19 protein-coding genes are annotated in these 22,268 nt (G+C 65.8%); 9 read left to right on the plus strand and 10 right to left on the minus strand.

What is annotated here, in order from left to right:
- Window positions 1-108: 108 nt before the first annotated feature.
- The 4 genes from LQK81_RS13055 to ung are packed head-to-tail and all read left to right on the plus strand — an operon-like array spanning window position 109 to window position 4,122.
- Window positions 109-1,764, plus strand: a complete 1,656-nt coding sequence (locus LQK81_RS13055; RefSeq protein ID WP_230806778.1) for a GMC family oxidoreductase — start codon at window positions 109-111, stop codon at window positions 1,762-1,764.
- Window positions 1,765-1,773: 9 nt separating this feature from the next.
- Complete coding sequence (locus LQK81_RS13060) at window positions 1,774-2,091, plus strand: Dabb family protein (RefSeq protein ID WP_230806779.1); 318 nt, start codon at window positions 1,774-1,776, stop codon at window positions 2,089-2,091.
- A gap of 6 nt (window positions 2,092-2,097) precedes the next feature.
- The gene (locus LQK81_RS13065; RefSeq protein WP_230806781.1) at window positions 2,098-3,366 is read left to right on the plus strand and encodes a glycerate kinase type-2 family protein; all 1,269 of its coding nucleotides are present in this window, start codon (window positions 2,098-2,100) and stop codon (window positions 3,364-3,366) included.
- Window positions 3,367-3,426: 60 nt separating this feature from the next.
- Window positions 3,427-4,122, plus strand: a complete 696-nt coding sequence (ung, locus tag LQK81_RS13070) for a uracil-DNA glycosylase (protein WP_230806783.1) — start codon at window positions 3,427-3,429, stop codon at window positions 4,120-4,122.
- 292 nt (window positions 4,123-4,414) lie between these two features.
- Here ung and LQK81_RS13075 read toward each other — a convergent pair whose 3' ends face one another.
- The 6 genes from LQK81_RS13075 to LQK81_RS13100 all read right to left on the minus strand — a co-directional run bounded on the left by LQK81_RS13075 (window position 4,415) and on the right by LQK81_RS13100 (window position 10,289).
- The gene (locus tag LQK81_RS13075) at window positions 4,415-5,368 is read right to left on the minus strand and encodes a nucleoside hydrolase (RefSeq protein ID WP_230806785.1); all 954 of its coding nucleotides are present in this window, start codon (window positions 5,366-5,368) and stop codon (window positions 4,415-4,417) included.
- Window positions 5,369-5,397: 29 nt separating this feature from the next.
- Window positions 5,398-6,636: an NAD(P)/FAD-dependent oxidoreductase gene (locus tag LQK81_RS13080; protein WP_230806787.1), complete on the minus strand. Its 1,239-nt coding sequence runs from the start codon at window positions 6,634-6,636 to the stop codon at window positions 5,398-5,400.
- A gap of 149 nt (window positions 6,637-6,785) precedes the next feature.
- Window positions 6,786-7,649, minus strand: a complete 864-nt coding sequence (locus LQK81_RS13085) for a metal ABC transporter permease (protein ID WP_330166550.1) — start codon at window positions 7,647-7,649, stop codon at window positions 6,786-6,788.
- Window positions 7,646-8,476, minus strand: a complete 831-nt coding sequence (locus tag LQK81_RS13090) for a metal ABC transporter permease (protein WP_269064962.1) — start codon at window positions 8,474-8,476, stop codon at window positions 7,646-7,648. The genes LQK81_RS13085 and LQK81_RS13090 overlap by 4 nt, the downstream gene beginning before the upstream one ends.
- A gap of 32 nt (window positions 8,477-8,508) precedes the next feature.
- A complete protein-coding gene (locus tag LQK81_RS13095; RefSeq protein ID WP_330166551.1) occupies window positions 8,509-9,396 on the minus strand; it encodes a manganese/iron ABC transporter ATP-binding protein in 888 nt (295 codons plus the stop codon).
- On the minus strand, window positions 9,393-10,289 hold the full coding sequence (locus LQK81_RS13100; RefSeq protein WP_230806792.1) for a metal ABC transporter substrate-binding protein: 897 nt from the start codon (window positions 10,287-10,289) through the stop codon (window positions 9,393-9,395). The genes LQK81_RS13095 and LQK81_RS13100 overlap by 4 nt, the downstream gene beginning before the upstream one ends.
- 267 nt (window positions 10,290-10,556) lie before the next feature.
- Here LQK81_RS13100 and LQK81_RS13105 point away from each other — a divergent pair, with 267 nt between their 5' ends.
- Window positions 10,557-11,243, plus strand: coding sequence for a hypothetical protein (locus LQK81_RS13105; RefSeq protein ID WP_230806794.1), 687 nt, complete (start codon window positions 10,557-10,559; stop codon window positions 11,241-11,243).
- A 235-nt stretch (window positions 11,244-11,478) separates the two neighbouring features.
- Here the strand turns inward: LQK81_RS13105 and lysS are convergent, their stop codons facing one another.
- The 4 genes from lysS to LQK81_RS13125 all read right to left on the minus strand — a co-directional run bounded on the left by lysS (window position 11,479) and on the right by LQK81_RS13125 (window position 16,630).
- Window positions 11,479-12,975, minus strand: a complete 1,497-nt coding sequence (gene lysS, locus LQK81_RS13110) for a lysine--tRNA ligase (RefSeq protein ID WP_230806796.1) — start codon at window positions 12,973-12,975, stop codon at window positions 11,479-11,481.
- A 166-nt stretch (window positions 12,976-13,141) separates the two neighbouring features.
- The gene (gene gltX, locus LQK81_RS13115; protein ID WP_230806798.1) at window positions 13,142-14,611 is read right to left on the minus strand and encodes a glutamate--tRNA ligase; all 1,470 of its coding nucleotides are present in this window, start codon (window positions 14,609-14,611) and stop codon (window positions 13,142-13,144) included.
- 410 nt (window positions 14,612-15,021) lie between these two features.
- The gene (locus LQK81_RS13120; protein WP_230806799.1) at window positions 15,022-15,780 is read right to left on the minus strand and encodes a TerC family protein; all 759 of its coding nucleotides are present in this window, start codon (window positions 15,778-15,780) and stop codon (window positions 15,022-15,024) included.
- Between the two features lie 178 nt (window positions 15,781-15,958).
- On the minus strand, window positions 15,959-16,630 hold the full coding sequence (locus LQK81_RS13125; protein WP_230806800.1) for a TetR/AcrR family transcriptional regulator: 672 nt from the start codon (window positions 16,628-16,630) through the stop codon (window positions 15,959-15,961).
- 158 nt (window positions 16,631-16,788) lie between these two features.
- On the opposite strand from LQK81_RS13125, the gene LQK81_RS13130 reads away from it, so the two are divergent.
- From LQK81_RS13130 to LQK81_RS13145, 4 genes are all read left to right on the plus strand, one after another.
- Window positions 16,789-18,018: an HlyD family secretion protein gene (locus LQK81_RS13130; protein ID WP_230806802.1), complete on the plus strand. Its 1,230-nt coding sequence runs from the start codon at window positions 16,789-16,791 to the stop codon at window positions 18,016-18,018.
- Between the two features lie 235 nt (window positions 18,019-18,253).
- Window positions 18,254-19,849 carry a DHA2 family efflux MFS transporter permease subunit gene (locus tag LQK81_RS13135; protein ID WP_230806803.1) on the plus strand — a complete coding sequence of 532 codons (1,596 nt, stop codon included), beginning with the start codon at window positions 18,254-18,256 and terminating at the stop codon, window positions 19,847-19,849.
- 122 nt (window positions 19,850-19,971) lie between these two features.
- Window positions 19,972-21,093: a metallophosphoesterase gene (locus LQK81_RS13140; RefSeq protein ID WP_230806805.1), complete on the plus strand. Its 1,122-nt coding sequence runs from the start codon at window positions 19,972-19,974 to the stop codon at window positions 21,091-21,093.
- 99 nt (window positions 21,094-21,192) lie between these two features.
- Entirely contained in the window at window positions 21,193-22,257 is a 1,065-nt protein-coding gene (locus tag LQK81_RS13145; RefSeq protein ID WP_230806806.1) for a LacI family DNA-binding transcriptional regulator, read from the plus strand.
- Window positions 22,258-22,268 lie beyond the last annotated feature (11 nt).

Consider the following 22,268-nt stretch of genomic DNA (forward strand, 5'->3'; position numbering starts at 1 on the left):
CAAAGCGGCGGGTGGGGGTGACCGGCGACAAGGAAGTCACCCCACCCTGGACCTACGGTCCGACCCTCCCCCTCAAGGGGAGGGTGATGAACACTTGAGGAAACGTGCATGACCTACGACTACATCATCACCGGCGCCGGACCTGCGGGATGCGTGCTGGCCAATCGTCTTTCTGAAGATCCGACGGTGCGCGTCCTGCTGCTGGAGGCGGGCGGCGGGGACTGGAACCCGCTGTTCCACATGCCGGCGGGCTTTGCCAAGATGACGAAGGGCGTCGCCAGCTGGGGCTGGGAGACGGTGCCGCAGAAGCACATGAAGGGTCGAGTGCTGCGCTACACCCAGGCCAAGGTGATCGGCGGCGGTTCGTCCATCAATGCCCAGCTCTATACTCGCGGCAACGCCGCCGACTACGACATGTGGGCGGCCGAGGACGGTTGCGAGGGCTGGGACTACCGATCGGTCCTGCCCTATTTCAAGCGCGCCGAGGACAACCAGCGCTTCGCCGACGACTATCATTCCTATGGAGGGCCGCTGGGCGTCTCGATGCCCGTCTCGGGCCTGCCGATCTGCGACGCCTATATCCGGGCCGGCCAGGAGCTCGGCATCCCCTACAACCACGACTTCAATGGCCGCCAGCAGGCGGGCCTCGGCTTCTACCAGCTGACCCAGCGCGACCGCCGCCGCTCGTCGGCCTCGCTTGCCTATCTCTCGCCGGTCAAGGATCGCAGCAACCTGACGGTCCGCACCGGCGCCCGCGTCGCCCGCATCCTGCTGGAAGGCAGCCGCGCCGTCGGCGTCGAAGTCGTCACCGCGCGAGGGACCGAGACGATCCGGGCGGAGCGCGAGGTTCTGGTCACCTCCGGCGCGATCGGTTCGCCGAAGCTCCTGCTGCAATCGGGGATCGGCCCGGCCGACCATCTGCGATCGGCCGGCGTGACCGTGAAGCACGACCTGCCCGGCGTCGGCTCCAACCTGCAGGACCATCTCGACCTGTTCGTCATCTGCGAGTGCACCGGCGATCACACCTATGACAACGTCGCCAAGCTGCACCGCACGCTCTGGGCCGGCCTGCAATATGTGCTGTTCCGTTCCGGCCCGGTCGCGTCCTCGCTGTTCGAGACCGGCGGCTTCTGGTACGCCGATCCCGAGGCGCGCTCGCCCGACATCCAGTTCCACCTCGGCCTCGGCTCGGGCATCGAGGCCGGCGTGGAGCGGCTGAAGAACGCCGGCGTCACGCTGAACTCGGCCTATCTGCATCCGCGCTCGCGCGGAACGGTGCGCCTGTCCTCGGCCGATCCCGCCGCAGCCCCGCTGATCGACCCCAACTACTGGGCCGACCCGCACGACCGCAGGATGTCGATCGAGGGGCTGAAGGTCGCCCGCGAGATCATGCAACAGGCGGCGCTGAAGCCCTTCGTCCTTGCCGAACGGCTGCCCGGTCCCAAATACGTCACCGATGACGAGTTGTTCGACTACGGTTGCGCCAATGCCAAGACCGACCACCATCCGGTAGGGACCTGCAAGATGGGCACGGGCGCGGATGCCGTCGTCGGGCTCGACCTGAAGGTGCATGGCCTCGAGGGGTTGCGCGTCTGCGACAGTTCCGTCATGCCGCGCGTACCCTCCTGCAACACCAATGCGCCGACGATCATGGTGGGCGAGAAGGGTGCCGACATCATTCGCGACCTGCCGCCGCTGCCGCGGCAGATCTTCGCCCACGAGCGCAACGATACCCGTGCGCGCGCCCGGGCCGACATCCGATAGGAGCACCGCATGATCCGCCATTGTGTGTTCATCCGCTTCAAGCCGACGATCGGCGCTGCGGCCAAGACCGAGATCTTCGACGAGATCGCCGCCCTGAAGGGCCGCATTCCCGGCCTTCTGGCGGTTCATCCGGGCACCAACGTTAGTCCGGAGACGGGCATGGACAAGGGGTTTTCCGACGGCTTCATCGTCGATTTCGACGACAGCTTCGCCCGGGACGCCTATCTGGAGGACGAGGAACACAAAAAGGTAGCCGCCAAGCTCGTGGCGGCCGCGCTCGACGGGGTGAAAGGCATCCTTGTGTTCGATCTCGAAACGGAGGATTGATCGGGCATGACAGACGAACCCCGCGCCTTTCTCGCCGCCCTGTTCGATGAAGCGGTCAAGGCCGCCGATCCGCTCGCAGCCCTTCGCGCCCACCTGCCGGAGCGCCCGAAGGGGCGCACCATCGTCGTCGGCGCCGGCAAGGCGGCGAGCCAGATGGCAAGGGCTTTCGAGAGCCTGTGGGACGGACCGGTCGAGGGCGTGGTCGTCGCCCAGCATGGCCCGGTCGAGACTTGCGAGAGGATCCTCGTGCTGCAGGCCGCCCATCCCGTGCCGGACGAGGCGGGGCTTCAGGCCGCAGCGCGGCTTCTGGAGACGGTCCGGGGGCTTTCGGCGGACGACCTCGTGATCGCGCTGATCTCCGGCGGCGGCTCCTCGCTGCTGCCGGCGCCGGCAGTGGGGCTGACGCTCGAAGACGAGATCGCCGTCAACCGCGCGCTGCTCGCCTCGGGGGCGCCGATCTCGGCGATGAACGTGGTGCGCAAGCACGTCTCGCGCATCAAGGGCGGGCGGCTCGCGCATGCCGCCGCACCGGCGCGCGTGATCAGCCTGATCGTCTCGGACATTCCCGGCGACAATCCCGCCCATGTCGCCTCCGGCCCGACCGTGCCGGACGGCTCGACGGCACAGGATGCGATCGAGATCGTCCGCCAGTACCGCATGACCCTGCCGGAACGGGTGATGGCGCATCTCAGGTCGGAGGCCGCAGCCGCCCCCGGTCCCGAGGATGCCGCCTTCGCCGGCCACGAGCATCATGTCATCGCCTCGGCTCGCGTTTCGTTGGAGGCTGCTGCAGCCAAGGCGCGTGCCGCCGGGATCGAGACGGTGATCCTGTCGGATTCCATCGAGGGCGAGGCACGCGACATCGGCCTGATGCATGCGGCGATCGCTCGCGAGGTGCGCACGCACGACCGTCCCTTTGCCGCCCCGGTGCTGGTCCTCTCCGGCGGAGAGACGACCGTGACGATCGGCGGGGAGGGCTACGGCAGGGGCGGGCGCAACAGTGAGTTCCTGCTGTCCTTCGCCATCGCGATCGACGGGCTGGATGACGTCCATGCGCTTGCCGCCGATACCGACGGCCGCGACGGATCGGAGCACAATGCCGGCGCCTTTGCCGATGGCGGCTCGATCGGGCGCATGCGCGCTGCCGGGGAGGACCCACGCGCGCGCCTGCTCGGCCACGACGCCTATACCGCCTTCGACGCCGCCGGCGACATCTTCACGACCGGGCCAACGGGCACCAACGTCAACGACTTCCGGGCGATCCTGATCCGCTGAGACGGGTTCCGATTTTGCCGTGGCTGCGCTATCGAGTACGGAGGAAGAACGGAGGGTGGCATGACGGCAGCGGACGTGCGGATCGGGGAGAGCTGGCGCCGGCCGCTCGCGGCGGAGTTCGACAGTCCCTACATGGCGGCGCTGAAGGGCTTCCTGCTGCGCGAGAAGGAAACGGGAAAGCGGATTTTTCCCAAGGGCGCGGAGTATTTCCGGGCGCTCGACCTGACGCCGCTCGAGGACGTCAAGGTGGTGATCCTCGGGCAGGATCCCTATCACGGCGAGGGCCAGGCGCATGGCCTCTGTTTCAGTGTGCGTCCGGGCGTGCGCATCCCGCCGTCTCTCGTCAACATCTACAAGGAGATCGCGTCCGACCTCGGGATCGCACCGGTGCGGCACGGATTTCTGGAGCATTGGGCGCGGCAGGGCGTGCTTCTGCTCAACAGCGTCCTGACGGTGGAGATGGGCCAGGCGGCCTCGCATCAGGGGCAGGGTTGGGAGCGCTTCACCGATGCGGTGATCCGCGCCGTCAACGAGAACGACCGGCCGGTCGTCTTCATGCTGTGGGGTTCGTACGCGCAGAAGAAGGCCGCTTTCGTCGACCAGAGGAAGCATCTGGTGCTGCGCGCGCCGCATCCTTCGCCGCTGTCGGCGCATAACGGTTTCTTCGGCTGCCGCCATTTCTCAAAGGCAAACGCCTTCCTGCAAGGCCACGGCCGCCCGCCGGTCGACTGGGCGCTGCCCGAACGGGTGGAGTAGCCGGCAGGGCCTGACCTATTCTTCCCGGGGAAGCCTGCCCCTCACCCCGACCCTCTCCCCGCAAGCGGGGAGAGGGGGACGGAGACGCTGTGGCAATCGTCCTTCTCCCTGCTCGCGGGGAGAAGGTGCCGGCAGGCGGATGAGGGGCGTCTTGGCAGGAGAGGCCCGCAAATTTCAGTTGCAGTATCTCAAACAAGCAGAGGAGTGCCCCCCTCAGCGCTTCGCTTTGCTCGGCACTTCCCGCTGGAGAGAAGAATGAGCTCGCCGCTGACTTATTCGGCTACGGCTAGCGTCAGGCTGCGCGCGACAGCGTCTCGGCAAGCAGGCGCAGGGCGGCCTCGGCGTCGATGCCGGTGCAGGCCTGCTGGCTCGGCAGTTCGTCCCAGTTGCCGGGCGGGAAGGCCCGGCCGTCGGGCTTCTGGATCGTCTGGCCGTCGGCGATGCCGCCTGCGACGACGCGGATCGCGCCGCTGCGGGTGGTGAAGAGGTGCGGGGCGACGAGATAGATGCAGGCGCAGCTGTCGTGCACGACCATGCCGTCCTTCACGTGCCGGCCGTAGAAATCGATGTAGAGCTGGGAGATGTCGGAGAGCAGTTTCGGCCGCGCGCCGCCCTTGGCGACGATCTCGTTCAGCAGCGTGCGCGTCATCACCGTCTTCATCGTCACGTCGAGGCCGACGACGACCACCTTCCACGGCGCCGTCATCACGACGTCGGCCGCCTCCGGGTCGCCGTGGATGTTGGCTTCGGCCGCCGGCGTGATGTTGCCGGGAACGTCGAAGGCGCCGCCCATGACGATCACCTGCTTGACGAGCGCTGCGATCTGCGGGTCTTCCTTCAGCGCAAATGCGAGGTTCGACATGCGGCCGACAGCGATCAGCGTCACCTCGCCGGGGTTCTCCCGCACGGTCTCGATGATGAAGCGATGGGCGGGGCGCGGATCGACGGGAAGGTCGATCGTCTCGGGCACGTCGATATTGCCGAGGCCGTCATGGCCGTGGATCATCACCGGCCAGTCGACCGGGTTGCGCATCGGGTCGAACGCCTTGCCGTCGCCCTTGGCAACGGGTGCCGCGATATTCCATTCGCGCTTCAGAAACAGCGCGTTGCGCGTCGTCGTCTCGACGGAGGCGTTGCCGAAGACGGTGGTGATGCCGATCAGGTCGATCTCGGGATGCTGGTGCAAAAACAGCAGCGCCATGGCGTCGTCGATGCCGGGATCGGTGTCGAATATGACCTTGTGCATGAAGGCGGATCTTTCGGTTCTGGGGCCGGCTACTGGAAGCGGCGGATCGAGAAGGCGTCGAGTTCCGGATCCGCCCCGCCGGCTAGAAGATCGGCAACGTGGCGGCCGGTGGTGGCTGCGAGCGTCAGGCCGAGATGGCCGTGGCCGAAGGCAAAGGCAATGCGTGGATCGCCCGGATGAAGGCCGATGACGGGGACCGAATCCGGCGTCGAGGGGCGGCGGCCCATCCATTCCGTGCCGCCCTCGTCAGGCAGGTCCGGCACATAGCGGCGCATCTTCTTGCGCATGGCGCTCGCGCGGGCGTAGTTGGCTGCCGTCTCCGGCCGCGCCAGCTCGACGGCGCCACCGACGCGCAGCATGTTCTCGAAGGGGGTGGCGACGAAGCCGTGTTCGGAGAAGAACACCGGCATTTCCAGCGTGACCGGCGGATTGACGAAGGTGGTGTTGTAGCCGCGCTCCGTCTCGAGCTGGACGTGGAGGCCGAGCTGCTCGACGAGCGGTTTCGACCAGACGCCGGCGGAGACGACGACCTTGTCGAACAGGTGGGTGTTCTGCGCTTCGGTGCGGACCGAAATGCCCTCGTTGCTCCAGGCGAGCGAGGCGGCGGCGGCATCGATGAACGACGCGCGCTCCCGGATTGCCGCCTGCAGGCGGCGCAGGAAGGTCAGGGGATATTCGAAGGTCTGGTAGCCGGCATTGTAGATGGCGCCGGCGAACGCGCCGGTGAGCGCCGGCACCCGGCGGCGCGTCTCGGCGGCATCGAGCTTCTCCACCTCGAAGCCGCCGAGGATGCGGGCGTTATTCACCTCATGGGCAAAGGCCTTGTCGCGCGCGGCTTCGGTGTCGAAGATCGCAAGTGCACCCGTCTGGCGGATATGGCCGGTGATCGCGATCATCCGTGCCATGGCGGCATGGTCGGCCGCGGCCGTCTTCATCAGGAATGTCAGGGCTTGGCGGGAACGCTCCACCTGCGCCGGCCGGGAGGCGGCGAGAAGGCGCAAGAGCCAGGGCAGAAGCGAGGGCACGTCGCCCCAGCGAAGCGCCAGCGGCCCCAGCGGATCGAGCAGCCAGCGCGGTGCGGACAGCAGCATGCCGGGCCGGGCGATCGGGTCGATCTCGGGAATGGCCAGAATGCCGGCATTGCCCACCGAGGCCGGCAGGCCGCCGGCATCGCGTTCGACGAGGGTCACCTGGTGGCCGCGGTCGAGAAGGTGAAGTGCCGTGGCGCAGCCGATGATGCCGCCGCCGACGATGCCGATATGTGCCATGCCTGTCCTGCTTTTGGTCCGCCGAAAGGCGCACCGCGGCGCCCTTTCCTGATCGGGCCGGACGATAGACGGAAAAGAAAAGCCTGTCGACCGCACGCGGCGGCAGTCTCAATTTCCGGTTGGGGTGGCCTCTGCCGGCCCGCGTGCGGCTATCGGGGCAGGGTCGGGCCGTTCGCTCGCTGCGCGCTCGCGCGGACACGAACGGCCTGCCAGAGGAAGGCGCAGACGAACAGGATCGTCATGAGGACGACGATGGTGGAGGCGGGGGCGCTGTCGAGGAAGAAGCTCAGGTAGATGCCCGCAAGCGAGGCGCCGACGGCGACGAGGACAGCCACCGCGAGCATCGAGCCGAACCGTCGCGTGACGAGGGCTGCAATTGCGCCCGGCGCCACCAGCAGCGCCACCGACAGGATGATGCCGACCGCCTTCAGCGCGCCGACGACGACCAGCGAGAGAACGGCGAGGAGACCATAGTGCAGCAGGCGGACGGGCAGACCGATCGCGGCGGCGTGCTGGCGGTCGAAGGCCTGCACCAGCAGGTCCTTGCGGAAGAGCAGGATGAAGGCGGTGCAGGCAAGCGCGATCAGCCCGGTCTCGACCAGATCGGCGGTGGCGATGCCCAGCATGTCGCCGAACAGGATGTGGTCGAGGTGGACGTCGGATTCGACCGCCACATAGAGCACGATACCGAGGCCGAACATGCCGGAGAAGACGATGCCGAGCACCGTGTCCTCCTTCACGCGGCTGTTGTTGCGGATGTAGCCCGCCGCCAGCGCGCAGAAGAGGCCGGCTGTGAAGGCGCCTATGGCAAAGGGCAGGCCGACGACATAGGCGATGACGACGCCGGGCAGCACCGCATGCGAGACCGCGTCACCCATCAGCGACCAGCCCTTGAGCACGAGATAGCAGGACAGGAGCGCCATCGGCACGGCGATCATCAGGGTCACCGCAAAGGCATATTGCATGAAGCCGAGGCGGAAGGGCAGCAGCGCCAGTTCGAGCGTTTCGCTCATGCCGCGCCTCCCTTCTGCTCGAGCGCCAGCCGGCCCTTGCGGCGGATCGCGATCAGCCCGTGCTTCGGGGCGAAGACGAAGGCCGTGAGGAAGATCAGCGTCTGCAGGACGACGATGATGCCGCCGGTGGCGCCGTCGAGGAAATAGGAGGCATAGGCGCCGACGAGGCTGGTGCCGGCACCAAGCAGGGCGGCGATGACGATCAGCCGCTGGAAGCGGTCGGTCAGGAGATAGGCCGTAGCGCCGGGGGTGACGACCATGGCGACGACGAGGAAGGCGCCGACCGTCTGCATCGCGGCGACCGTCGAGGCCGACAGCAGCGTGAAGAACAGCAGCTTCAATGCCAGCGGTTTCAGGCCGATCGAGCGGGCATGGTTCTCGTCGAAGAAGGTCACCATCAGGTCCTTCCATTTCAGGAGCAGGACCAGCAGGGTCACGCCGCCGATGATGGCGAGCTGCAGCGTATCGGAAGGCGTGATCGCCAAAATGTTGCCGAGCACGATCGTCTGGATGTTCACCGAGGTCGGCGAGAGCGAGACCATGAACAGGCCGACGCCGAAGAAGGAGGTGAAGATCATGCCGATGATCGCGTCCTCCTTCAGCCGGGTGCGGTGGTTGAGGAAGAGCATGGCGCCGGCGGCAAGCCCACCGGAGAGGAAAGCACCGGCGGAAAACGGCAGGCCCAGCATGTAGGCGCCGGCGACGCCGGGCACGATCGAATGCGAGAGCGCGTCGCCGATCAGCGACCAGCCTTTCAGCATCAGATAGGCGGAGAGGAAGCCGCAGACGCAGCCGACCAGCGCGCTGACCCACATGGCGTTGACCATGTAGCCGTAGCCGAAGGGTTCGAGGAGCGTGGTCACTTTGCGGCCTTCTCCGCCTCGGCCGTATCCTTCTTCTTCTCGCCGTAGATGACGAAGGGCCGCTCGTCGTCGGAGATGACCTTGACCTGGCGGGGATCCTCGTCGTCGTGCAGGTCCTGCCCGGAGAGGATGAAATGGCGCAGCACGCCGCCGAAGGCACGCTCCAGGTTTGCCTCGTTGAACGTCTCGGCGGTCGGCCCGGAGGCGATCACGGTGCCCTTGACGAAGACGGTACGGTCGCAGAAATCCGGCACGCTGCCGAGATTGTGGGTGGAGACGAGCATCACCCGGCCCTCGTCGCGCAGCGTGCGCAGGAGCTCGACGATCTGCTCCTCGGTGGTGACGTCGACGCCGGTGAAGGGTTCGTCCAGCAGGATCACCTGGCCCTCCTGCGCCAGCGCGCGCGCCAGGAAGACGCGCTTGCGCTGGCCGCCGGAAAGCTCGCCGATCTGGCGTTTGCGGAAGTCGCTCATGTTCACCCGGGCCAGCGCTTCCGACACCATCTCGTGATCGCGCCTCGTGGGAATGCGCAGCCAGTTCATGTGGCCGTAACGGCCCATCATCACCACGTCCTCGACGAGGACGGGAAAGGTCCAGTCGACTTCTTCGGCCTGCGGCACGTAGGCGACGAGGTTCTTCTTCAGCGCCTGGCGCACCGTCATGCCCAGGATCGTCACGGTGCCGCCGGCCAGCGGCACGAAGCCCATGATCGCCTTGAAGAGGGTGGACTTGCCGCTGCCGTTGACGCCGACCAGCGCCGTGATCGTGCCGCGGGGCACGGAGAAGCTGGCATGCTTCAGGGCGGTGACGCCCGTCCGGTAGGTGACCGTGACGTCGTCTGCGACGATGCCGTCCACGGGCCTGCTGCGTCCGCCCATGATCATTGCGACAGGCCCTTCACGATGGTCTCGGAGGTCACGCGCAGGAGATCGAGATAGGTCGGTACGGGGCCGCCCTCTTCGCTGAGGCTGTCGACGTAGAGGACGCCGCCATAGGCGGCACCGGTTTCGGCGGCGACCTGCCGGGCGGGCTTGTCGGAGACGGTGCTCTCGGAGAACACGACGTGGATATTGTGCTCGCGCACCGCGTCGATCACTGCCTTCACCTGCTTCGGCGTGCCCTGCTGGTCGGCGTTGATCGGCCAGAGGAAGAGCTCCTTCAGCCCGAAATCGCGGGTGAGGTAGCTGAACGCGCCTTCGCTGGTGACGAGCCAGCGCTTGTCCTCCGGGAGCCTGTCGAGCTCGGCCTTGATCTCGGCCGACAGCGCCTTGATCTTTTCGCCATAGGCCTTCGCGTTGGCGTCGTAGACAGCGGCGTTGTCCGGATCGACCGAGGCCAGCGCCTTCCTGATGTTCTCGACGTAGATCAGCGCGTTCTCAGGCGACATCCAGGCGTGCGGATTGGGCTTGCCGGTATAGGGGCCTTCGTTGATCCCCATCGGCTGGACGCCGTCGCTGACGACCGCGCTCGGCACGTCGTTGAGATTGGCGAGGAACTTCTCGAACCAGAGTTCGAGGTTGAGGCCGTTCCACAGAACCAGCGACGCATCCTGCGCCTTGAGGATGTCGCGCGGGGTCGGCTGGTAATTGTGGATCTCGGCGCCCGGCTTGGTGATCGATTCCACGATCGCCGCGTCGCCTGCCACGTTGCGGGCCATGTCGGCGATGACGGTGAAGGTCGTGACGACCTTGGGCTTTTCCTGCGCCGCTGCGATCGGCGCCCCGCCCAGGATCAAAGCTGTTGCGAGGAGGGCGGACCGGGCCAGATCGATGAGCATCAAAATTTCCTAAGCGCTTTTGCAAATGAGTTGCAATCAAGTATAGGCGACGCACGCCGCATGTCAATGCAATTGCAAATCATTCGCAATAACCCTCTTTATCGCGGAGGAGATGGCGACCGCCTGTTAACCATCGCAAGCAGGAAATGGCTTGCGGATGCCCGTAGCGCCGGCCCTTAAGGTTTCAGAAACATCCCGGGAAATACCGTAAATTCGATCCTGCGCCTCCCTGGGGCAACCTTTTCATTTCAAAACCGGTGCGTCCCGTTGAAGCTTCTCCCGTCGAAATTATGGCTGCCGAGGAAGGTGCTGATCCTGCTTTCCGGCGTGTTCGTGCTCACCGGCGCCTCGGGAGCGGTGGCCGTCTTCGTCGGCCGCGATGCCATCCTCGGCCCACCGGCGGAACGGATCTCAGGGGTCGCCTGCACTACCGTCATGACCGTGCGGCAGAGCCGTGACGGCCAGGACTGGCTGCGCCACTACATCCGTGCCGATGCCGAGGACGGCGACATGCGCATCAAGACGGCCCTGCGAGTGGCCGGCGCGCTGTCCAACCGGGAACACGCCGATCTCTACCAGGTCGTCCTGCTCGATGAGGCGGGCCCGGACGTGCGGGCGGGCATGCGCGGCCGGGCGATCGGCGCGGAGGTCCTGTTCTCGCGCGATCCCGGCAAGATCGCCGGCCTGACGGCGCCGTTCCAGGCACGCTACGTGGAAGGTCCGGCTGCGGAGAACGGCGAGTTCTATGGCAAACGCAAGACGCTGAAGCTGGACGAGATCAAGGGGATCGTCACTGCCATGGCCGACCGGACGGACTGTCTGGACCCGGATGCCACCGGCGAGAACGCGACCGCAGCCATTGCCGATGACCGGACCGGCGAAGACCATGCGGACGCATCCGGCAACGGCGAGGCAATCGCCGCGCCGCAGGAACACGCAGCCGTCTCGCACTGAAGTGGGGCTTCCGGCGCTGCGCCGGACGAGCTCCCACGTTCCTTCATCAAATGACAGCGATCAGCCGCATTCGGCGGGCGAGGGACACCGAACCGTCGGGCTGCCTCATGCGCGCCTGCCGGCACCTTCTCCCGCTGGCGGGGAGGGGAAAGATATGCAGCACCGCTTCCCCGATCTTCGACTTTCTGTAAGCCCGGTCCCGTCGCCGGTATGCAGGCGATGGGCGACGGCCGGCTCAGTCCGCCTTCGCCCGCCGCGCCGGAAACAGGATGACGTCGCGGATCGACGGCGCATTGGTCAGGAGCATGATCAGGCGATCGACGCCGATGCCGAGGCCGCCGGCGGGCGGCATGCCCTGGTCGATCGCGTCGAGGAACTCGTCGTCCAGTTGCTTGGCCTTCTCGCCGCGGGCATGTGCCTGCTCAAGCTGCTCGACCATGCGGGCGCGCTGTTCGACCGGGTCGTTCAGCTCGGAGAACGCGTTGCCCAGTTCCCAGGTGTTGCAATAGGTCTCGAAGCGCTCGACCAGACGCGGCTCGCCGGGGACTTCCTTGGCAAACGGCGAGATGTCCTTCGGGAAATGGGTCACATGCGACGGCTGGATCAGCGTCGGCTCGACCTTCTCCTCGAAGATGAAGGCCAGGCATTCGCCCCAGGTCCAGTCCTTCTCGACCTCGAAGCCGGCAGCTTTCGCCGCGGCGCGAGCTTCCTCGTCGGTCCTGATCGCGAGGAAATCGATACCGGTGGCTTCCTTGACGGCGTCAGGCATCGGCACGCGCTTGAACGGGCCCTTGAAGGAGATTTCCTTGTCGCCATAGGCGAACTCGGTCGAGCCGTGGATCTTGATGGCCAGTTCGGCGAACATGCGTTCGACGAGGTCCATGATGTCCTCGTAGTCCGCATAGGCCCAGTAGCACTCCATCATCGTGAATTCGGGATTGTGCCGCGTGGAGACGCCTTCGTTGCGGAAGTTGCGGTTGATCTCGAAGACCTTGTCGGTCAGCCCCGAAACCAGCGTGCGCTTCAGGAACAGCTCCGGGGCGATACGCAGGTACATGTCCTGCTTCAGCGTGTTGTGGTGGGTCTTGAACGGGTCGGCCGTGGCGCCGCCATAGACCGAATGCAGCATCGGCGTCTCGACTTCCATGAAGCCGTCGTTCTCCATGAAGCGGCGGATGCCGGAGACGATCTTGGAGCGCTGCTGGAAGCGGAGCTTCGATTCCTCGTTGGTCATGATGTCGAGGTGGCGTTTGCGGTAGCGGATCTCGACGTCGGCGACGCCGTGCCACTTCTCCGGCATCGGCAGCAACGACTTCGTCAGCATGGTGATCTCTTGCGCATTGATCGTCAGTTCGCCGCGCTTGGTGCGGCGGACGATCCCGGTGACGCCGATGATGTCGCCGATGTCGATCATCGGCAGCAGGCCGCGGGCCTCTTCCGGCGTCGTGTCCTTGTGGGAGAAGATCTGGATCTTGCCCGAGGCGTCATGGATGTCCATGAACATGCCGGAATTGCGCGAGGAATAGACGCGGCCGGCAACCGTCACGACGTCGCCGCTCTCGGTGTCGGGCTCCAGGCCTGCGTATTTCTCCGCCAGTTCCGCATTGGTCAGCGTGCGGTGGAAATGCGCCGGATAGACGTCGCCGATCTGCTCGCGCAGAAGGTCGAGCTTCTGGCGGCGCACTTCGGTGGCGTCGGAGGAGAGGGCGGTTTCGGTCTTGGTGTCGGTCATGGTCTAGTTCCTGTGGCGGCTCTTGGCCTTGTGCCGTGTACTTGCCCCTCACCCTAGCCCTCTCCCCGCAAGCGGGGCGAGGGGACTGGCTGCGGCGCCTCTTGCGCCCTTCTCTCCGTTTACGGGGAGAAGGTGCCGGCAGGCGGATGAGGGGCCTATCTCAAACTTACTTCCCGCTGCCCGCCATCGAGGCCACCACCTTGGCGGCGACTTTCAGGCGTTGGCGCACGACGGAGCGGCCGAGGATGGCCATACTGTCGAACAGCGGCAGCGAGCGCGAGGAACCGGAGACGGCAACGAAGAGCGGGGCGAGCACCACCTTCAGCTTCTTGTCCATGCGTTCGGCGATGGCGCGCAGTTCCGCCTCGATGCTCTCGACGTTCCATTCGAAGATCTTCTCCAGGTCCGGCTGGACTGTGTTGAGGATCTCCAGGATCTCTTCCGGCGAGGACTTCACCTTGGCGAAGGCGGCGGGCTCCAGGCCGAGGTCGGACTTCAGCAGGAAGCCTGCAAGGTCGGGCAGTTCGCCGAGCTTGGTGATGCGCGACTGCGAAAGCCTCAGGCCTTCCTTCAGCCGATCGTTCTCCATCGCCCAGGTGAGCACGCGGGCGGTGAATTCCTCCTCGGAGAACTTCTCGCGCAGCCAGCGGCCGTTCAGCCAGTCGAGCTTCTGGATGTCGAAGATGGCGCCGGACTTCGACAGGTTCTCGGGATCGAATTTTTCCGCCAGTTCCGCCATCGTCATCAGTTCCTCGCCCTCGGCGATCTGCATGAAGAACAGGCCGAGGAAGTTCATCAGCGCTTCCGGCACATAGCCGAGCGCCGAATAGTAGGAGATCGAGGTCGGGTTCTTGCGCTTGGACAGCTTCGACTTGTCGGCGTTGCGCATCAGGGAGAGGTGCATGAAGGTCGGCTGGTCCCAGCCGAAATAACGGTAGAGAAGGATGTGCTTCGGCACCGATGCCAGCCACTCCTCGCCGCGGGCGACGTGGGTGATCTTCATCAGGTGGTCGTCGATGACGTTGGCCATGTGATAGGTGGGCATGCCATCGCCCTTGATGAGCACCTGCATATCGACCGAATCCCACGGGATCGAGACGTCGCCATAGACGCCATCGGTGAAGTCGCAGGAACCCTCGGTCGGGATCTTCATGCGGATAACCGAGCTTTCGCCGGCGGCCATCTTCGACGTGACTTCTTCCGCCTTCAGATGCAGGCAGAGCCCGTCGTATTTCGGCGGCTTGCCGCTAGCGCGCTGGGCCTCGCGCATCTGTTCCAGCCGCTCGGGCGTGCAGAAACAGCGGAAGGCGTGGCCCTTGTCGAGCAGTTCCTGCGCGTAGGGCTGGTACATGTCCTTGCGGTCGGACTGGCGGTAGGGGCCGTAGGGGCCGCCGATGTCCGGGCCTTCCGACCATTCCAGCCCGCACCATTTCAGCGCGTCCAGCACCTTCGTCTCGAACTCCGGGGTCGAACGGGTCGCGTCCGTATCCTCGATGCGCAGGATGAAGGTGCCGTTGTGCTTTCTGGCGAAAAGATAGTTGAACAGCGCGATATAGGCGGTGCCGACATGCGGCTCGCCGGTGGGGGAGGGGGCGATGCGGACGCGTACGGGGGCGTTCGTGTCGGAAGTGCTCATTTTTCTCAAGGCCCGGTCGAACTGCGGTGAAGCCGTCCGCCGGAGGATTTCCGCGTGATCGGCTCATGCATTTAAGGGAGGGAAGGCCCGATCTGTCGCCGAAAAAGGCGGCGGATCCGGAGCTTTCCGTTTGGGCCCGGGTGAGACCACATTCGATCCGGCGCGTCAAGGCCCGGCGATTTTCGGGCAGGGTCGGAACCATATCGCTCCGGCATCATTATTCGCATGGGAGGCGCGGCCGTGCCAACCGGACATGGCGGAGATGGAGAACGCAGGGATTTTTCCGGTTTCTTCCTGCGGCCAACGAAACGGCAGTCGAGCTCCTTGACCCGCCCGGCCCGCGCCCTCTCTTCCCAGACAACTCAAGGCCGGCGAGTGAACACTCGCCGGCCCTTTTCTTACCGCATGTCTCAATGCAGTTTCTGGCTGCTCGCCTTCTTCTTCAGCCGCCCGTTGCGCGACAGCATGTTCAGGACCTCGACCAGGGCCGAGAAGGCCATGGCGGCGTAGACGTAGCCCTTGGGAACGTGGAAGCCCATGCCTTCGGCGATCAGCGTGGTGCCGATCATCAGCAGGAAGGCCAGCGCCAGCATGACGATGGTCGGGTTCTTCTCGATGAAGTTGGCAAGCGGGGTTGCGGCCAGCAACATCACGGTGACGGCGACGACGACGGCCACGACCATGATCGGCAGATGCGGCGTCATGCCGACGGCGGTGATGATGCTGTCCACCGAGAAGACGAGGTCGAGCAGCAGGATCTGGCCGATGGCGGCGCTGAAGGAGGCATTGGCCGTCGAGGCGATGAAATCCTCGTTGTGATCGTCGGGATCGACGTTGTGGTGGATCTCCTTGGTCGCCTTCCAGACGAGGAAGAGACCGCCGGCGATTAGGATCATGTCCTTCCAGGAAAATCCGTGACCGAAGAGTTCGAACACCGGCGTCGTGAGCTTGACGATCCAGGCGATCGTGCCGAGCAGGGCGAGGCGCATGACGAGCGCGAGGCCGATGCCGATGCGCCGTGCGGATTCGCGCTGGTCGGGGGGAAGCTTGTTGGTGAGGATGGAAATGAAGATCAGGTTGTCGATGCCGAGAACCACCTCCATAACGATCAGCGTTATCAATGCGATCCACGCTTCTGGGCTCTGCATCAGGGCCAGGATGCTTTCCATCCGATGTCTTCCTCTCCGGGTTCAGGTTTCGGTGAGGCAGGTATGTATGGTGACTGCGGGAAGTTGCAAGACGCAACTGTGCATGCGGGCGCAATCACGCCCGCCAAGGAGCCTGAATCCTTGCCGCGCGAGCACAATACGGATCACATGCGCGTGATCCGGGCGATGGCAGCCGCCGTCAGGGCTGCGAGGCGGCGTAGGCGGCGAGGAAGACCCGGATGCCGCTTGCGACGATGCGCTCGATCTCGGCATCGGGCGGCGGGGACGGCATGGTGCCGAACAGGCGATGCTTGAAGATGCCCACGGTTGCAAGTTCGAGGAACTGGCGGGCTCCGAGCTCGGTATCGTCGATGGCGAGTCGCCCGCGGGCGACCTGCCGGTCGAGATAATCCCTCAGAACGGAAACTGGGTTCATCGGGCTGGCAGAGAGGAAGCCGCAGGCGAGCGTCGGCATGCGCTGGTTGACGGCGAGCACCATGCGCATGGCCTTGATGGTGTATTCGGCCGATATGTGGCGGGCGAACAGCACGCCGAAATCGTGCAGGGCTTCCGCGACGGTGAGGTCGGGGTTCAATGCGTGGCGGGCGGATTCGGTGATGCGGAGGCGCTCGCGCTGGATGAGTTCGCCGAACAGGTCTTCCTTGTTCTGGAAGTAGACGTAGATCGTCCCCTTCGACACCCCGGCAGCCCGGGTGATGTCGTTCATGCTGGCGGCGTCGAAGCCCTGCTCCATGAAAACGCGCTTGGCGCCGTCGAGGATCTGTTCGCGCTTGACCGGATCCTCGCCTGCGGCGCGCCGCCCGCCTTGCGGTGTCGCGCTGTCCTCGCGGGAGTCTTTTGTCAGCTCCATCGCCATCGTGTTCCGCAAAACCTCCTGCCTGATCCATTTTTCGAACCGCGCGGTTCGATTTGCTCTTGATATGGATCAGTTTTGGGACTATGTCAAATCGAACTGAACGGTTCAGTTCAATGTATTTCACGATCTCCTGACATATTCCGGGTAAGCAGATGTCCGTCCCAAAGAGCACGAGCAAGGCCAAGGTTCGCCCCGTCGACGACGACTTCCTCGCGGAGACCGCGGAGGCGCAGCCCGTGGCGGAAGCCCCGCAGGCACCGCAGCCCGCCGCGCCGGCGACCGGAGAGCAGGCTCCCCCCGTTCCGGCTGCTCCGGCTGCGAAGTCCGGCGGCAAGCGCCGCCTGCTGCCCATCCTCGTCCTGGCCGCGCTCGCCGGCGGCGCCTGGTACGGCTACGACTGGTGGACGACCGGCCGCTTCATGGTGTCCACCGACGACGCCTATGTCGAGGGCGATATCGCAACCATCTCGCCCAAGGTCACCGGCTATGTCGCCAAGGTCGACGTCGTCGCCAACCAGCAGGTCAAGGCCGGCGACGTGCTGGTGACGCTGGACGACGGCGACTACCGCAATGCGCTCGACCAGGCCAATGCCCAGATCGAGACCGCCCGGCTCTCGCTGCACCGCATCGACGCGCAGATCGACGGCGCGCGGGCCTCGCTCGCCCAGGCGCAGGCGCAGAAGGCGGCGCTCGAGGCGGCCGTGCGCGGCGCCGAGATCAACCAGACGCGCGCCAGCGACCTGCAGTCGAAGGCCGTCGGCACCACCGCCGACCTCGATACCGCCAATGTCGCGCTCGACCAGGCGCGTGCGAACCTCGCCGGCGGCGAGGCGACCATCGTGTCGGCAACGGCCAACGTCACCTTGCTGGAAGCGCAGCGCAAGGAGACCGAGGGCTCGATCCGCACGCTCGAACTGCAGCGCGACAAGGCTGCGCGCGACCTGAGCTTCACGGTGCTGAAGGCGCCCTATGACGGCGTCGTCGGCAACCGGTCCGTCCAGGTCGGCGACCTCGTCTCGCCCGGCCAGAGGCTGATGGCGTTGGTTCCGTCCCGCGAGCTCTATATCGATGCGAACTTCAAGGAGACGCAGATCCGCCATCTCGTGCCCGGCTCGAAGGTGACCGTCTACGTCGACGCCTATGACGACGATCCGATCACGGGGACGGTTCAGTCGATCGCGCCGGCCTCCGGCTCGGTCTTCTCGCTGCTGCCGCCCGAAAACGCGACCGGCAATTTCACCAAGATCATCCAGCGCGTGCCCGTTCGCATCGCGCTGCCGCAGGAGGCGCTCGACAGCGGTCGCCTGCGGGCCGGCCTCAGCGTGGTCGTCGATGTCGATACCCGCACGGCTCCAGAGGCAGGCACCGTTGCGGGAAAGTGAGTGTTGCGCGCCCATGACGGGCGCGCAGCATTTCATGGCCTTCGCCGTCACGCATCCGCATCCGGGTGCCTGACCGGTCGGGCCGGTAAGCCTTCTTCCGATGCCTGGCGCCTTGTCGCGCCAGCATGAACCGAAGCTGCCCGTCCCCGTCGATTGCGGCCGGCAGCTGGACCCAATGACGGCGCCATGCCCCTCCGGTTCCAATCCGGCGGGATGTGCGCCACCGGAGCCGAGCATGTCTGCCACCACTGCCATACTGGGCAAGGGCATAGCACCCGCAGCACCTGCGACCGAGACCATGGATCCGAAGCGACTGATCGCCTTCCTGGCCATGGTGCTCGGCATGTTCATGGCGATCCTCGACATCCAGGTCGTCTCCGCCTCGCTGTCGGAGATCCAGGCGGGCCTGAGTGCCGGCACCGACGAGATCGCCTGGGTGCAGACCGCCTACCTGATCGCCGAAGTGATCATGATCCCGCTGTCGGGCACGCTCGCCCGGATCGTCTCGACGCGCTACCTCTTCACTATTTCCGCCGCGGGCTTCACGCTCGCCAGCGTGCTCTGCGCGACGGCGACCAATATCGAGCAGATGATCGTCTACCGCGCGCTGCAGGGCTTCATCGGCGGCGGCATGATTCCCTCGGTCTTCGCGGCCGCCTTCACGATCTTCCCGCCGTCCAAGCGCAGCGTCGTCAATCCGCTGATCGGCCTGATCGCAACGCTGGCGCCGACCATCGGCCCCACGGTCGGCGGCTATCTGAGCCACGCGTTCTCCTGGCACTGGCTGTTTTTGATCAATCTGGTGCCCGGCGTCATCGTCACCATCGTCGCCTGGAACTTCATCGATTTCGACAAGCCCGAGTGGTCGCTGATCAAGAAGTTCGACTGGTGGGGCCTCGCTTCCATGGCCGTCTTCCTCGGCGCGCTGGAATATGTGCTGGAAGAGGGCAACGCCAACGACTGGTTCAACGACGACCACATCGTCATCGGGGCGGTCGCATCGGCCACGGGCGCGCTGGTGTTCTTCTGGCGTGCCTTCAACGTCGAATTCCCGGTGGTGGATCTCAAGGCCTTCTCCGACCGGAACTTCGCCTTCGGCTCGATGTTCTCGTTCATCATGGGCATCGGCCTTTATGGCCTGACCTACATCTACCCGGTCTATCTCGGGCACATCCGCGGCTACGATTCCCTGATGATCGGCCAGACGATGTTCGTCTCGGGGCTGGCGATGTTCTTTACCGCGCCCGTGGCGGGCATCCTGTCGAACAAGCTCGATTCGCGGGTGATGATGTCGATCGGCTTCATCTCCTTCGGCGCCGGCACCTACATCATGACGGGCATCACCGCCGACTGGGATTTCTACGAGCTGTTCATTCCGCAGATCCTGCGCGGCTTCGGGCTGATGATGTGCATGGTGCCGATCAACAACGTCGCCCTCGGCACGCTGCCGCCGGCCCGCATCCGCAATGCATCCGGCCTCTACAACCTGACCCGCAATCTCGGCGGGGCGGTGGGGCTCGCCATCATCAACACGGTGCTGACGACGCGGCAGGACGTGCACTACATGCAGTTGCGCGAGCATGTCGACTGGGGCAGCCCGCAGGCGGTCGAGCAGTTGAACAACATGGCGGCCAACTTCACCGCGCACGGGCTGGACGGGGCGACCGCGGCCATCAGGCAGATGGTTAATCTCGTGGAGCGGCAGGCGATGGTCGTGGCCTTCAGCGACGTGTTCATGCTGCTGACGGCGTTGTTCGCCGGCATGCTCCTGTGCGTGACGATGATCCGCAAGCCCCAGCCCCGCACCGGCGGGGGCGGCGGCGGGCACTGACGCCCGGTCCTGACGCTTGGTCCTGATGCCCGATCCAGGCGCCGAGCCCGCCCGCGGGGGGCTGTACGGCGTCACCGGTTCCGCTCTAGGATGCCGTTCTTCGGCATCAACCCGGTGACAGCATGGCATTTCTCTCGCGGCGTATCCTTCTCGCAGGCGCGGCCTGTGCCGCCACGGCAGGCGTTCTGTCGGGCCGTCCGGCGCGTGCGCAGAACCCGTGGCCGAAGACCGACGTGACCTTTGTCTTCGCCGCCGACATCCATGCGTGCCTCGTGACCGCCGACGGGCTCAGCCCGAACTGCGAGGCGGAGGGCAAGACGGACGCCAACCTCGTGCGCCATGTGCGGGCGATCAACGAGATCGGGAAAAGGGACTGGCCGCGCATGATCGACGGGGTGGCGACGGGGCTCAAAAGCGCCGGCACCCCGATCGGCCGACCGGCCGGGGTCGTCATCGGCGGCGACATGACCGACGACGGCGGCGGACAGCTGAAGGTTCCGGGGGAGGGCTGGCAGCTGCAGCAGTTCGCCAACCGCTACCGCCAGGGCACGGGGCTCGACCAGCTGCATTTTCCCGTCTATGCCGGGCTCGGTAACCACGATCTCGACCAGGACGGCGTGCCGCCGCACGTTAATTTCTATCGCCGCGAACTGCGCGACTATGTCGAGCTCAATCATCGCACGTCGGTGTTCTACAAGCCGCCGGTGCCGGTGACCAACTTTGACGTCCCCTCCGACAGCTATTCCTGGGACTGGGGCGGGCTGCATCTCGTCCAGTTGCAGCGCTTCGGCGGCGATCGTTCCAAGGGCGCTGTCAGCGGCCTCGACTGGCTGAGGCAGGACCTCGCCAGCTATGCCGGCGACGGTCGCCCGGTGGTGCTGTTCCAGCATTATGGCTGGGATCCGTTCTCGCTGGAGCGCTGGGATCCGGCCGCCCGGACGTTCGACGACCATGGTGCGGGGGCGGCGCACTGGTGGTCGGAGGAGGATCGGCAGGCGCTGCTGGACGCGATCAGGGACACCAACGTCATCGGCATTTTCCACGGCCACGAGCATCCGACCCCGATGATCTACCAAGCCGAGGGGCACGACCTGTTCAAGCCGGTCGCCTCCTACATGGGCGGTTTCGTGGTCGCACGGGTCACCGACGACGCCCTCGACGTCGTGCTGGCGCGCGCCTATGGCGACCGCGGCGACGTGGTCTTCACCAACGCCTTCAGCAAGCCTCTCCGGCCTGCGCCCTAGCTGTCTTCAAGCGGATCGCAAAGGCATCCCGGAAGGCCTTGCGAAATTTCTGATTTACGTACATCAGAAATTTCGCTAATGGTCGCCGCGGAGGACATCATGCGACCGACCGTCCACGACATCGCTGCCAAGGCAGGCGTCAGCCTCGCGACCGTGGACCGGGTCCTGAACGGCCGCCCCGGCGTGCGCGCGGTGACCCGGGCGAGGGTCGAAGACGCGATCGAAAAGCTCGGCTACGTGCGAGACGTCGCGGCCGCCAACCTTGCCAAGGGGCGGGTCTATCCGCTGGTCTTCATCATTCCGGAAGGCGAAAACCCGTTCATGCGCGGGCTGGAGGCGGAGGTGAAACTGGCCGCCACCCGTTCGTCCTTCGAGCGGACCCGTATCGCCGCGGTCCACGTTCCCCCCTTCGACGCGCCGGCGCTGGTGCAGGCGATCGATGCGGCGGTCGCCGAGGGCGTGGCCGGCATCGCCGCCGTCGCCGTCGATGCGCCGGAGGTGGCAGAGGCGATCGGGCGGGCGCGGGCGGCCGGTGTCGCTTTCGTCACGCTCGTTTCCGATCTCGCCGCGTCCGCGCGTGACCATTTCTGCGGCGTCGACAACGTGGCTGCGGGCCGTACGGCGGGCAGCCTGATGGCGCGGTTCCTCGGCGCCCGCCCGGGTGCGGTCGCGGTGCTGGCCGGCTCGATGCTGGTGCGGGACCACCGGGAGCGCCTGGAGGGCTTTGCCGCGGTGATGGCTGAGGCCTTCGGCGGGCGGCGGGTGCTGGACGTTCTGGAAGGCCAGGACGAGCCGGAGCGGGCGCGCGCGCTCGTCGGGGCGTGCCTTGCGGCCCATCCGGAACTTGCCGGGATCTACAGCCTCGGGGCGGGCAATGCGGGCCTGGTCGCAGCGCTGGAGGCTGCGGGACGGGGCGACGTCTGCGTCATCGCTCACGAGATCACGGAACCGACGCGCCGGGGTCTCGAACACGGTATCATCGACGCCGTGCTGAACCAGGATGCCGGCCACGAGGTTCGCAGCGCCGTCCGCGTGCTGCGGGCCAAGGCCGACGGGCTGCCGGTGATCGCCGCCCAGGAGCGCATCCGCATCGACATCTTCATCAAGGAAAACCTGTTGCAGCCGCTCGACGAGACCGGGACGGCGCAGGCGGCAGAGGCATAGGAGGACCAGCC

The sequence above is a fragment of the Rhizobium sp. GN54 genome (assembly GCF_021026345.1).
Lineage (GTDB): Bacteria > Pseudomonadota > Alphaproteobacteria > Rhizobiales > Rhizobiaceae > Mycoplana.